Origin of the sequence: Comamonas sp. BIGb0152 (assembly GCF_024809975.1) — a bacterium.
GTDB lineage: Bacteria > Pseudomonadota > Gammaproteobacteria > Burkholderiales > Burkholderiaceae_C > Comamonas.
The window spans coordinates 252,583-265,250 of the sequence record NZ_JANUDY010000007.1 but is presented as its reverse complement, the minus strand read 5'-3'; the positions used below and the strand labels follow the sequence as shown (position 1 = coordinate 265,250).

The 12,668-nt window shown below is 64.1% G+C and carries 13 protein-coding genes; 8 read left to right on the top strand and 5 right to left on the bottom strand.

The window, feature by feature from the left end; all coding sequences use genetic code 11:
- The first annotated feature begins 160 nt into the window (after window positions 1–160).
- The 8 genes from M2375_RS15605 to M2375_RS15570 all read left to right on the top strand — a co-directional run bounded on the left by M2375_RS15605 (window position 161) and on the right by M2375_RS15570 (window position 7,438).
- Window positions 161–556, top strand: coding sequence for a MerR family DNA-binding transcriptional regulator (locus M2375_RS15605; protein ID WP_259168748.1), 396 nt, complete (start codon window positions 161–163; stop codon window positions 554–556).
- 96 nt (window positions 557–652) lie between these two features.
- Complete coding sequence (locus tag M2375_RS15600; protein WP_259168747.1) at window positions 653–1,834, top strand: isovaleryl-CoA dehydrogenase; 1,182 nt, start codon at window positions 653–655, stop codon at window positions 1,832–1,834.
- 48 nt (window positions 1,835–1,882) lie between these two features.
- On the top strand, window positions 1,883–2,545 hold the full coding sequence (gene can / locus M2375_RS15595; RefSeq protein ID WP_259168746.1) for a carbonate dehydratase: 663 nt from the start codon (window positions 1,883–1,885) through the stop codon (window positions 2,543–2,545).
- A 101-nt stretch (window positions 2,546–2,646) separates the two neighbouring features.
- Window positions 2,647–3,828: an acetyl-CoA C-acyltransferase gene (locus tag M2375_RS15590; protein ID WP_259168745.1), complete on the top strand. Its 1,182-nt coding sequence runs from the start codon at window positions 2,647–2,649 to the stop codon at window positions 3,826–3,828.
- A 27-nt stretch (window positions 3,829–3,855) separates the two neighbouring features.
- Window positions 3,856–4,941, top strand: a complete 1,086-nt coding sequence (locus tag M2375_RS15585) for a hypothetical protein (RefSeq protein ID WP_259168744.1) — start codon at window positions 3,856–3,858, stop codon at window positions 4,939–4,941.
- Window positions 4,938–5,561 carry an MSMEG_1061 family FMN-dependent PPOX-type flavoprotein gene (locus M2375_RS15580; RefSeq protein WP_259168743.1) on the top strand — a complete coding sequence of 208 codons (624 nt, stop codon included), beginning with the start codon at window positions 4,938–4,940 and terminating at the stop codon, window positions 5,559–5,561. The genes M2375_RS15585 and M2375_RS15580 overlap by 4 nt, the downstream gene beginning before the upstream one ends.
- 26 nt (window positions 5,562–5,587) lie before the next feature.
- The gene (locus M2375_RS15575; protein ID WP_259168742.1) at window positions 5,588–6,256 is read left to right on the top strand and encodes an SDR family oxidoreductase; all 669 of its coding nucleotides are present in this window, start codon (window positions 5,588–5,590) and stop codon (window positions 6,254–6,256) included.
- A gap of 51 nt (window positions 6,257–6,307) precedes the next feature.
- Window positions 6,308–7,438, top strand: coding sequence for an acyl-CoA dehydrogenase family protein (locus M2375_RS15570; RefSeq protein WP_259168741.1), 1,131 nt, complete (start codon window positions 6,308–6,310; stop codon window positions 7,436–7,438).
- Between the two features lie 53 nt (window positions 7,439–7,491).
- On the opposite strand, the gene M2375_RS15565 is transcribed toward M2375_RS15570, so the two are convergent.
- The 5 genes from M2375_RS15565 to M2375_RS15545 form a co-directional block, all read right to left on the bottom strand.
- Entirely contained in the window at window positions 7,492–8,259 is a 768-nt protein-coding gene (locus tag M2375_RS15565; protein ID WP_259168740.1) for a class II glutamine amidotransferase, read from the bottom strand.
- A 56-nt stretch (window positions 8,260–8,315) separates the two neighbouring features.
- Window positions 8,316–9,788 (bottom strand): DHA2 family efflux MFS transporter permease subunit, encoded by a 1,473-nt coding sequence (locus tag M2375_RS15560; protein WP_259168739.1) that lies wholly within the window; start codon window positions 9,786–9,788, stop codon window positions 8,316–8,318.
- A gap of 83 nt (window positions 9,789–9,871) precedes the next feature.
- The gene (locus M2375_RS15555; protein WP_259168738.1) at window positions 9,872–10,111 is read right to left on the bottom strand and encodes a cysteine-rich CWC family protein; all 240 of its coding nucleotides are present in this window, start codon (window positions 10,109–10,111) and stop codon (window positions 9,872–9,874) included.
- On the bottom strand, window positions 10,111–11,097 hold the full coding sequence (locus M2375_RS15550; protein WP_259168737.1) for a DHH family phosphoesterase: 987 nt from the start codon (window positions 11,095–11,097) through the stop codon (window positions 10,111–10,113). Before M2375_RS15550 ends, M2375_RS15555 begins: the two co-directional genes overlap by 1 nt.
- A 107-nt stretch (window positions 11,098–11,204) precedes the next feature.
- The gene (locus M2375_RS15545) at window positions 11,205–12,653 is read right to left on the bottom strand and encodes an aldehyde dehydrogenase family protein (RefSeq protein ID WP_259168736.1); all 1,449 of its coding nucleotides are present in this window, start codon (window positions 12,651–12,653) and stop codon (window positions 11,205–11,207) included.
- Window positions 12,654–12,668 lie beyond the last annotated feature (15 nt).

Sequence of the window (12,668 nt, the reverse complement as noted above, 5' to 3'; positions counted from 1 at the left end):
GATGATAGTGCGGATTCCCGTGTGAAAGTAGGTCATCGTCAGGCTTTTATACTGATCAACCCCTCTGCTCTACCGAGTAGAGGGGTTTTTCTTTTGGGCGGCTTCGGCGCTGCCATGCCGCATAATGGCCCATTCAGAACGACAAGGGCATGCGGGGACCATGACACCGACTTATTCCATCGGGCAGTTGGCGGCAGAGTTTGATCTGACGACCCGGGCCATCCGCTTTTATGAGGACATGGGCCTGCTGCACCCCGAGCGCACGGGCGCTGGCGGCAAGCAGCGCGTCTACTCGGCCAAGGAGCGCACGCGCCTGCGCCTGACCCTGCGGGCCAAGCGCCTGGGATTGACCTTGCAGGAAGCCAAGGAGATCATTGATCTGTATGAGTCGCCGCGCGACACGGGTGTGCAGCTGGGCCGCTTCATCGAGGTGTTGACGACGCATCGCCAGCGCCTGCTGACGCAGTTGGCAGATTTGCAAGCCAACTTGGCAGAAATTGATGAACATATGCAGGAGGCCCATGCTTTGCTCGCAAAGCAGCCTTCAAAAAAATAATATATAGTTGACGTGAACGTAAACGTAATGTTGCGGCTGGCACGGTAGTGCACAGGCAGCCGCATCTGCTGCGCCATATAGATAGGAGACAAGACCATGTCCGGATTACCAGGCCTGAATTTCCAGTTGGGTGAGGATATCGACGCCCTGCGCGATGCCGTGCGCGAGTTTGCGCAGGCCGAGATCGCGCCGCGTGCAGCAGAGATCGACCGCGATGACCAGTTCCCCATGGATCTGTGGCGCAAGTTTGGTGATCTGGGCGTGCTGGGCATCACCGTGTCCGAGCAATACGGTGGCGCGGATATGGGCTACCTGGCCCATATGGTGGCGATGGAGGAGATCTCCCGCGCCAGCGCATCTGTTGGTCTGTCCTATGGCGCGCACAGCAACCTGTGCGTGAACCAGATCAACCGCAATGGCAGCGAGGCCCAGAAGGCCAAATACCTGCCCAAGCTGATCAGCGGCGAGCATGTGGGCGCGCTGGCGATGAGCGAGCCCGGTGCGGGCTCCGACGTCATCAGCATGAAGCTCAAGGCGGAGGACAAGGGCGGCTACTACCTGCTCAACGGCAACAAGATGTGGATCACCAATGGGCCGGATGCCGACACCTTGGTGGTGTACGCCAAGACCGAGCCGGAGATGGGTGCACGGGGTGTGACCGCCTTCTTGATCGAGAAGGGCATGCCGGGTTTCTCTGTCGCGCAGAAGCTGGACAAGCTGGGCATGCGTGGCAGCCACACCGGTGAGCTGGTGTTCCAGAACGTGGAAGTGCCGGCCGAGAACGTGCTGGGCCAGCTCAATGGCGGCGCCAAGGTGCTGATGAGCGGCCTGGATTATGAGCGTGCCGTGCTGACCGGCGGCCCCCTGGGCATCATGCAAAGCGTGATGGACAACGTGGTGCCCTACATCCACGACCGCAAGCAATTTGGCCAAAGCATTGGTGAGTTCCAGCTCATCCAGGGCAAGGTCGCGGACATGTACACCGTGCTGCAAGCGGGCCGCTCTTTTGCCTATACGGTCGCTAAAAACCTCGATCTGCTCGGAACCGACCATGTACGCCAGGTGCGCAAGGACTGCGCCAGCGTCATTCTCTGGTGCGCCGAGAAGGCGACCTGGATGGCCGGCGAAGGCGTACAAATCTATGGCGGCAATGGGTATATCAACGAGTACCCACTCGGTCGCCTGTGGAGAGATGCGAAACTCTATGAGATTGGCGCCGGCACCAGCGAGATCCGCCGCATGTTGATTGGGCGTGAGCTGTTCGCAGAAACCTGCTGACCGGCTGCGCTGCGCCATCCTGATACCCACACAACAAAGGATAGCCTTATGAGTACGACCTCCATCAAAGACCTGTTTGACCACAACCGCTTGTGGGCAGAGCAGATGGAGCGTGACCGCCCCGGGTTCTTCACGGGCCTGATGTCGCAGCAGCACCCCAAGTACATGTGGATCGGCTGCTCCGACAGCCGCGTGCCCGCCAACCAGATCACTGGCCTGGAGCCGGGCGAAGTGTTTGTGCACCGCAATGTGGCCAACGTGGTGGTGCCCAGCGATTTGAACTGCCTGTCGACCATCCAGTACTCGGTAGACCAGCTCAAGATCCAGGACCTGATGGTCGTTGGCCACTATGGCTGCGGCGGTGTGCTGGCGGCACTCGAAGGCCTGCGCCTGGGCCTGGTCGACAACTGGACCCGCCACGTACGCGATGTGCGCGACAAGCACCTGGCCTTGCTGCAAAGCCTCTCGCCCCAGCACCGCCATGATGCGCTGTGCGAGCTCAATGCCATCGAACAGGTGGTCAACGTGGCGCAGACCACCATTTTGCAAGACGCCTGGACGCGCGGACAGAAAGTGACCTTGCACGGCTGGTGCTACGGCCTCAAGAATGGCCTGATCACCGACCTGGAGATGACCGTGCCCGGTATTGGCGGACTGGCAGAGATACACAAGCGTGCCGTGGCCTTGGTCGCCGAGCGCAAACGCGATTAAACCAACAAGGCATTCCTGGCCCCAGGGATGCCTTTTTTGCAGCGCGAGCGGGTCCGCAGATGCCTGCCGCGAGAAACCCGAATTCAATCAGGAGACACCAGATGCATGATCCCGTCGTTATCGTTGGCGCAGCCCGCACCCCCATGGGTGCATTCATGGGCGATTTTGCCGAGCTCTCGGCCAATGACCTGGGCGGCGCGGCCATCAAGGCTGCCGTGGAGCGTGCTGGTGTTGCCCCTGAAAAAGTCGAAGAAGTGCTGTTTGGCAACTGCCTGATGGCCGGCCAGGGCCAAGCGCCTGCGCGCCAGGCCTTGTTCAAGGGCGGCTTGCCCAAGAGCACCGGTGCCGTGACTCTGTCGAAAATGTGCGGCGCCGGTATGGAAGCCACCCTCTTGGCCCATGACCAACTCGTGGCGGGTAGCCGTGATGTGATGGTAGCCGGCGGCATGGAGAGCATGACCAATGCCCCCTACCTGCTCAAAAAAGGCCGTGGCGGCTACCGCATGGGCCATGACAAGGTCTTCGACCACATGATGCTCGACGGCCTGGAAGATGCGTATGAGCCCGGCCGCTCCATGGGTACGTTTGGCGAAGACTGTGCCGCCAAGTACCAGTTCAGCCGAGAGCAGCAAGACCAGTTTGCGATTGCCAGCGTGCAGCGCGCGCAGGCTGCGACCCAGTCCGGCGCCTTCAAGGCCGAGATCACGCCAGTGACGGTCTCCACCCGCAAGGGCGATGTCACCGTGACCGAAGACGAAGGCCCAGCCAAGGCCCGCCTGGACAAGATCCCGTCGCTCAAGCCCGCGTTCAAGAAGGACGGCACCATCACCGCCGCCTCCAGCTCCAGCATCAACGATGGCGCCGCAGCCCTGGTGCTGATGCGCGAATCCACCGCCAAGGAGCTGGGTTGCAAGCCCCTGGCCAAGATCGTCTCGCATGCCAGCTTTGCCCAGGAGCCCGAGTGGTTCACCACCGCGCCGATCGGTGCGACCGAGAAGGCGCTGAAGAAAGCCGGCTGGAAGGTCGAGGATGTGGACCTCTGGGAAATCAACGAGGCCTTCGCCGTCGTGCCCATGGCGCTGATGGCGGAGATGAAGGTCTCGCACGACATCGTCAACGTCAACGGCGGCGCCTGCGCGCTGGGCCACCCCATTGGTGCCAGCGGTGCGCGCATCATCGTCACCCTGCTGCACGCGCTGCAGGCCCGTGGCAAGCGCCGTGGCATGGCCACCCTGTGCATCGGCGGAGGTGAGGCCACGGCCATGGCGATTGAAATCATGTAGTCTAGTCATCCTGAAAGAGGAGAAACTATGACGAATGAATCGGTGGGCCCCGGCCCGGGACAACTGCAGGCGCAGGACATCGAATCCTTCTGGCAAGAGCTGGTCTACCAAGAACGCCACCTGGCGCTGTTGCCCAACCAGGCCTTTGTAGCGCAGGCCAATGAGATGCTGGCCCGCGTTGCGCCTGATTTGGCACTGGAGCTGGAGCGCTCCGATGGCAGTTTGTTCTCGCGCCTGGTGTTCAGTGCCCACGGCAATGTCGACCAGTTCGAGAACCTGATGGCCCTGGTGCGGGCCGCCCCCAGCCTGCCGGGCTACAAGGTGCAGGCTTTTCGCAACCGCAGCCCGGTCAATGATTTCAGCATGGCCATGGAGAGTCTGGAGCTCTCCTGCTCCGACGTGCTGGTCGCCCACTACGATGCCGGCGGCATTGTCGGGCTGGAGCTGGGTTTTGAGAAGATCATTGCTGCCGAGCAGCGCGAGCTGGCCCAGCACATGGCCTTCATCATGCTCGACCACGCGCTGGGCGAATGGGATTTTGCCGTGCGCGTAGGCCCCGTCGATGTGGTCGAAGGCTTTGCACCCGAGGTCGCCGGGGTCAGTCCGCTGTCCGCCTTCCCGGCGGTTTTCGATGCCTTCTTGCGAGACAGTCTGGGCCGCAGCTACCGTTTTCCGCCAGCGGATAACGACCGCTGGAAAATGCTCGAAGCGCGCCGCCGCGATGCGCCAGCCGATGCCGTCCCCGATTTGCTGGGCCTGCGCCTGTCGGCCAATGCCGTCGCTACACGCGCCGATCTGCCCTATTGCCTGCAATGGACCGTGGCCTTTGACGACGCCCAGACCCTGGACCGCATCCGCGATGCGCAAGAGGGCCTGCAGGCAGCGCTGGAGCGCATGGAAACCGGCATCCTGGCCTTCACCCGCATCGAAGGCATGCACGAGCGCACCGCCTGCTATTACGTCGACGACGCGGCCGCCGCGCAGCAACTGCTGCAGCAGCAAGCGTTGACGCTGCCGGGCCGTGTGGAGGTGGAGTTTGACCCGTCCTGGGATGCCTATCTGGCCGTGTATGCGGCGGCCGGTGCAGCTGCGGACGACTCGGGGGCCGCATGATCGAATCTGCCGAACAACTGCGTGCGCTCTACGCCCAGCCTGCCGAGCGCGCGCTGGCCAAGCAGCTGAACCACCTCGATGCCCATTGCCAGCGCTTTATTGCGCTGTCGCCGCTGTGCGTGGTGGCTACCGCCGGCCAAGCGGCCGAGATGCTGGATGCCTCGCCCCGGGGCGGGCCGCCGGGCTTTGTCAAATGCCCGGGCGCGCAGCATCTGCTGCTGCCCGATGCCGGTGGCAACAACCGGCTCGATTCGCTCAGCAACCTGCTGAGCGATGCCCGCATTGCGCTGCTGTTCTTGCTACCCGGCGTGGACGAGACCTTGCGCGTCAACGGCACCGCAAAGCTGCGCGACGAGGCCCGCTTTATCGACGTGTTTGACGGTGAGCGCCAACGGCCCAAGCTGGTGATCGAGATCGAGGTGCGCGAAGCCTATCTGCACTGCGCCAAGGCCTTGATGCGCTCGCGCCTGTGGCAGGCCGATGCGCAGATCGAACGCAGTACTTTGCCCACACTCAACCAGATGATCCATGACCAGATGGGATCGAGTGCAGCGCCCGAGCCGCAGGCCGACATGGTCGCGCGCTACCAGCAGCAAATTGTGCAAGAGCAGGGACAGTGACAACAACCGCCAAGGAGGGCGTGGGAATGGCTGTGATATTGGTGATTGGCGCCTCGCGCGGCATCGGCCTGGCGCTGGTGCAAGAGTACGCGCAGGCAGGCTGGCAGGTGCTGGCCACGGTGCGGGATGCAGAGGGCCAGGCGCGCGTGCAGGCGCTGGGCGCGCAGGCTTTCTTGGTCGATGTGCTCCAGCCCGAGAGCGTGACGGCGCTGGCCACCGCTTTGGCAGGCCAGCAGATCGACTTGGCGATGTATGTGGCTGGGGTGATCCGCCGGCCCAATGCCCGCACGGTGCCGACGCAGGCCGATTTTGATGCCGTCATGCACACCAATGTGCTGGGTGCCATGCAGATCCTGCCGCAGCTCGCACCCATCGTGGAAGCCAGTGGCGGCGTGTTTGCCTTTATCTCGTCGTCGATGTCGCAGATCGAAGGGGTGGATGACAGCGAGGCCTGGTTGTACCGCGTCAGCAAGGCGGCCTTGAACATGGCGGTGGCCTCTGCCCAGCATGACTACCCTGGCGCGCGCCTGATCGCGCTGGACCCCGGCTGGGTGCAAACCGACATGGGCGGGCAAGAAGCGCCGCTGACGGTGCAGCAAAGCGTGCGGGACATGCGCCAGACCCTGGCCTCAGTCAGCGATGCCGACAAGGGCCGATTGCTGCACCACGACGGCCGCCGCGCCAAGCATTGGTAATACGGCCAGCCAGCAAGACAGCCACAGAACAAGAAATCCGGAGACAAGCCCATGCTTTTGAATGACGACCAGACCATGATCCGCGATGCGGTGCGTGAATTTGCCCAGGCTGAACTGTGGCCGCACGCCGCGCAGTGGGACCGCGATCACGTGTTTCCCAAGGCGGCCCACCAGGGCCTGGCCCAGCTCGGTGCCTACGGCATCTGCGTGCCCGATGCACTGGGCGGCGCGGGGCTGGACTACATCAGCCTGGCCTTGGTGCTCGAAGAGATTGCGGCCGGCGACGGCGGCACCAGCACCGCCATCAGCGTCACCAACTGCCCCGTCAATGCCATCTTGATGCGCTACGGCAGCGATGCACAAAAGCAGCAATGGCTGGCCCCGTTGGCGCGGGGCGAGATGCTGGGCGCGTTCTGCCTGACCGAGCCGCATGTGGGCTCGGACGCCAGCGCACTGCGCACCACGGCCAGTAAGCAGGGCGATGCCTATGTGATCAACGGCGTCAAGCAGTTCATCACCAGCGGCAAGAACGGGCAGATGGCGATTGTGATTGCCGTGACCGACAAGGGCGCTGGCAAGAAGGGCATGAGCGCCTTTATCGTGCCCACCGACAACCCGGGTTACCAGGTGGCGCGGCTGGAGGACAAGCTCGGCCAGCACAGCAGCGATACCGCGCAGATCAATTTTGAGAACTGCGTGATCCCGGCGGAGAACCTGATCGGCGCCGAAGGCGAGGGCTACAAGATTGCGCTGGGCGCGCTCGAGGGCGGGCGCATCGGCATAGCGGCCCAAAGCGTGGGCATGGCCCGCAGCGCGTTTGAGGTGGCCCTGCAATACGCCAAGGAGCGCGAGAGCTTTGGCACCGCCATCATCAACCACCAGGCCGTGGGTTTTCGGCTGGCCGAATGCGCCACGCAGATCGAAGCCGCCCGCCAGCTGATCTGGCATGCCGCCAGCCTGCGCGATGCCGGCCAGCCTTGCTTGAAGGAAGCGGCCATGGCCAAGCTGTTTGCCAGCGAGATGGCCGAGCGCGTTTGCAGCGCCGCCATCCAGACCTTGGGCGGCTATGGCGTCGTCAACGATTTTCCGGTGGAGCGCATCTACCGCGATGTGCGGGTCTGCCAGATCTATGAAGGCACCAGTGATGTGCAGAAGATTCTGATCACCCGCGCACTGGCTTAAAGGCTTTTCAACAGGATCTTAAAAAACAAACCCGGCACTGCCGGGTTTGTTGTTTACAGGGGCAGGCGCCGGCCGTCGGCAAACACCATCAGCTCGCCGGGCTGGAAGGGCGTCCACTGCTCATTGGTGGTCAGCGGCGCGGTCACCACCACGGCCACCCGGTCCTGCGGCGTGGTGCAGGTGGCGAAGTCGATGCTCAGGTCCTCGTCGCTCAGTTGGGCTTGGGCGAAAGGATGGGCGCGCTCGGTGTAGCACAGAAAGGTGTTGGCATGCGCCCAGAGCGCCTCGCCGTTGGAGAGCAGAAAGTTGAAGGTGCCCTGCGGCGCAATCTGCGCAGCCAGCTCGCGCAGGGTGTGGGTCAGCTCGGCAATGCTGGGCGTGCCGGCATGGGATTTCCACAGCTCCTGCATCAGCCAGCAAAACACATGCTCGCTGTCGGTGTCGCCCACGGGGTGAAAGTGGCTGTGCAGGCGCGGGCGGAAATCCTTGAGGTCGCCGTTATGGGCAAACACCCAGTTCTTGCCCCAGAGCTCGCGCACAAAGGGGTGGCAGTTTTGAAGCAGCACCCGGCCCTGGGTGGCCTTGCGGATATGCGCAATCACATTGCGGCTGTGGATGGGGTAGCGGCGCACCAGCTCAGCCACGGGCGATTGCACGGCTGGCTGGTGGTCCACCAGCAGGCGCAGGCCGCCTTCTTCAAAAAAGGCGATGCCCCAGCCATCGCTGTGGTGGTCGGTATTGCCCGCCCGCTGCGAAAAGCCGCTGAAGCTGAAATTGATGTCGGTGGGGGTGTTGCAGTTCATCCCCAGCAGTTGGCACATGGCAAAAACTCTTTGAAAACCCTTGAATGGCCCAGTGTAGACCATTCGCTCCCGGGTTATGGCGAAGCGGACGTGCCTGCACGGGGCTGCAGCTGGCGTGCGGCAATGCCCGCCAGCACACAGACCACCGCCAGCATCACAAAGGTATCGCGAAATCCCGCCACGCGCTCGGCCAGTGCAATATCGAGCGCTGGCGATTGCTGGGCATAGAAGGCCACGCGCCACTCCAAAAAGATACCGCAGAGGCTGACCCCGGCGGCGCCGCCGAGCATGCGCAGAAAGCTAAAGCTGCTCGAACCCTGCGCGATCAGGCTTCTATCCAGGGTGCGCATACTGCCCAAGGTAAGCGAGGGCAGGATAAAGCCCAGCCCAATGCGGCCCAGCACCGTATAGCCCACCAGCAGCCACAGCGACGAGCCCGGCTGCAGCACGCCAGTCAGCACAAAGGACAGTGCCAGCAGCGACAGCCCGCCAATCACCAGCCAGTGCACGGGGGTGCGGTCAGCCATGCGGCCCGCCAGCGCAATGACGCCGCCCAGCACCAGGCCGGCGGGCAGCATGGTGGTGCCCACGACAGAGGCCGAGTACGACAGTCCCAGCTGCATGAACACCGGCAGCAGGTAGGTGGAGCCAAACAAGGCCACACCGTAGATAAAAGCCACAATGCAGCCGGCTGCAAAAGGCTTGCTGGCAAACAGACGCAGGTCCATCAGTGGCTTGCCGCCCCGGGCCAGCAGGTGGCGTTGCCAGGCGATGAAGACCGGCAGGCAGACCAGCGCAATGCCCAGCAGCACGGCGCTTTGCTGCCAGCCGGTGCCATGCAGCGCCACCAGGCCATTGAGCAGGCAGACGGTGCCGGTGGTGGCAACGGCCAGGCCCAGCCAGTCCAGGCTTTTGCCATGGCGGTCGGCCGCCGCACCGCCCGGCGCATTGACGGGTACAAACTTCAGCCCCAGCCAGACCGAGGCCAGGCACAGCGGCACCACCATGAAGAACACCGAGCGCCAGCCCATCCAATCCACCAGCAAACCGCCCACGCTGGGGCCGATGGCAGGGGCCAGCACAATGCCCATGCCAAACAGGCCATTGGCCCGGCCTTGCTCATGGCTGGCAAAGGCATGCAGGATGATGATGGCCGGAATCGGCTGGATCACGCCGGCCGCCAGGCCTTCGACCACGCGCGCTACCAGCACCAGGTTGTAGTCGCTGCTAAAGCCCCCGCCAATGCCCCCCAGCATCAGCAGCATCACCGCGCCCAGGTAGGTGTTGCGGTAGCCATAGCGCGACAGCAGCCAGGGCGTGGTCAGCATCGCAACGGTGGTGGCCACCATGAAGGACGAGGTCACCCATTGCGCGCGCGACTGGCCCAGCTGGAAATGCAGGCTCATCGCCGGGATGGCGACATTGAAGATGGTGGAAGAGATGATCGAGGCCATCGTGCCCACCATCACGCTGAACAGCAGGTACCAGCGAAAACGCTCCCCGTAGAGGCTGCGCAGATCCTGGGCGGTGTGGTGTCTTAGCTGCATGGCGGTGGCTGGGCGGGTGCGCGAGCGGGAACGGATGGCAGGGGGCGCCTGGTGGTCATCATGCGCCGCTCCGGTGCTGCCTGTCAGTCACCCGGGTTGGGCGTTGCGGGCCCCGCGCGGCCACAGGCCGGGCAGATGCAGCGTTGGCCCCGCTCGGCAGGTGCCAGGCGCTGCAGGGCTTGGGGGTCGATATCGGCGGTCATGCACCAGCACTGGGCAGCGGGCAGGCCCTGGGCCACCGCGCAGCCATTGCTTTGGCCGCACAGGGGGCATTGCTGCGCCCAAGTCTCGTTGCGCGTGCCCGTGCGGGTGCCTGCAGGCATCATGGTGTGCCGGTGGGGGCCGGGGTAGGCGCTGCGGCTGGCGCAGGGCGCGGTGGCGGCAGTGCATCTTCGGGGCGGGCGGTCAGGCTGCCGGCCAGCAGCTCGGGCAGGCGGTCCACCCCCATGCGGAAGCCGCAGGCCTGGGCATGGCCGCCGCCGCCCATGCTTTCGGCCAGCGGGATGCAGTTGAAGTCCGAGCGCGAGCGCAGGCCGCATTTGGCGCCCTTGGGGCTGGCGCTCCACATCAGCGCAAAAGTGCCGCTCTGCTTGGCCAGGATATCGCCCACCTGGCTGTGGAACATGCCCGGGGCGTTGACCATCAGGCCGGCTACGCCGTTGAACACCAGCGGCTGCGCGCCCTCGGCGATATCGCTGCACAGCTTGAGGTATTTCTCATCCATCGCGCCGCCACGGGCCATGAAGGCGCTCAGCTGCTCGGGGCTGAAGGCCGCAATCTCGGCCCAGCGCTCAAAGCTGCGCGGCTCCATGTCCAGCGCCGCCAAAAAGGCCCCGCTCTCGGGGTACTGCCAGCGCCAGATGTCGCGGTCTTCAATGTGCAGCACCAGCGCGGGGATCGGGTTCTTGGGGAAGAAGAACTCCCAAGCCAGGCGTGCGCCGGACTTGTTCATGTCGAAGTGCACTACGCCGCAGGTGCATTGGTAGCCGTTGAGCTTTTCAGCAGCGCTCTTGTGGTGGTCCAGCAGCACCAGCTTGTGGGCCTGGGCTTCAATGGCGCGCAGCAGCTCGGGGCCAAAGGCAAAGTCAAGGATGTAGATCGTGCGGCCGGGCAGCGGCCCCAGGTCGTCCACGGTCTGGATTTCGCCGTGGTCCAGGCCGCGAAACTCTGCGTTGCCGGAGAAGAACAGCCAGGCCGCCAGCGCCGCGCAATAGCCATCGGGGCAGTTGCGTCCGTGGTAGAGGATGAGGGGCTGGGGATCGTTGATGTCGGCAGTTACCGGCAGCGAAAGGTCGGGCAGAAGTTTCATGCCGCCATTTTCCGCCAAGCGTATTACCTGAGAGCGACCAAGTACTGCGCGGGCATCGGGTGGAGGGCCACCGGATGCCCGCAAAGTGCCTGGTACTGGCGCAGCGCTTAAGCCAGCGTATAAGCCGTCTTCACCGTGGTGTAGAACTCCTGGGCATAGCGGCCTTGCTCGCGCGGGCCGTAGCTCGATCCCTTGCGGCCGCCAAACGGCACATGGTAGTCCACACCGGCAGTGGGCAGGTTCACCATCACCATGCCGGCCTGGGCATGGCGTTTGAAGTGGGTGGCGTACTTCAGGCTGGTGGTGGCAATGCCGGCCGACAGGCCAAAGGCGGTGTCATTGGCGACGGCCAGCGCCTCTTCATAGTCCTGCACGCGGATCACGCTGGCGACGGGGCCAAACACCTCTTCGCGGTTGATGCGCATCTGCGGCGTGCTGTCCACCAGCAAGGCGGGTTGCATGAAGAAACCTTCCTTGCCGCTGCCGGTATGGCAGGCAATGCGGCTGCCACCCGTAGCCAGCACGGCGCCTTCGGCTTTGGCGATTTCCACATAGCTCAGGTCCTGCTCCAGCTGGGCCTGGCTCACGACCGGGCCGATGTCGGTGCCGGCGGCGCGCGCATCACCCACCTTGATCTTGGCCATGCGTTCTTGCAGCGCCTGCACAAAGGCGGGGTAGATCTTGTCGGTGACGATCAGGCGGCTCGATGCCGTGCAGCGCTGGCCGGTCGAGTAAAAGCAGCTCTGGGCTGACAGCTCCACCGCCTGGGCCAGGTCGGCATCGTCCAGCACCACCTGCGGGTTCTTGCCACCCATCTCCAGCTGCACCTTCTTGCCCGATTTGACGCAGGCCTCGGCAATGCCCCGGCCCACACCGACCGAGCCGGTAAAACTGATGGCCGCCACATCGGGGTGCTGCACCAGCGCATCACCAATGATGCGGCCCCGGCCCATCACCAGGTTGAAGACGCCCGCGGGGATGCCGCTGCGGTGGATGATGTCGGCCAGCGCCCAGGCACTGCCTGGCACCAGGTCGGCGGGCTTGATCACCACGCAGTTGCCAAAGGCCAGCGCGGGCGCGATCTTCCAGGCCGGAATGGCGATGGGGAAGTTCCAGGGCGTGATCAGGCCGACGACGCCGACGGGCTCGCGGGTGATTTCCACACCAATGCCGGGGCGCACCGAGGGCAGGCTCTCGCCTGCCAGGCGCAGGCATTCACCGGCAAAGAACTTGAAGATCTGGCCGGCGCGGGCCACTTCGCCAATGGCCTCGGGCCGGGTCTTGCCTTCTTCGCGGGCCAGCAGGTCGCCCAGCTCTTCCTTGCGTGCCAGGATCTCATTGCCAATCTTGTCCAGCGCATCGTGGCGCGCCTGTATGCCTGAGACGCTCCAGGCCGGGAAGGCGGCCGTGGCCGCCGCCACTGCGGCATCCACATCGCTGGCATCGCCTTGCGCGTACTGGCCGATCACGTCGGACAGGTCGCTGGGGTTGGTGTTGGGGGAGGTGGTCTTGCCGGGTGTCCAGCTGCCGTTGATCAGGTTGTTGTGTGCGGTCATAAAGTTGCCAGGCGG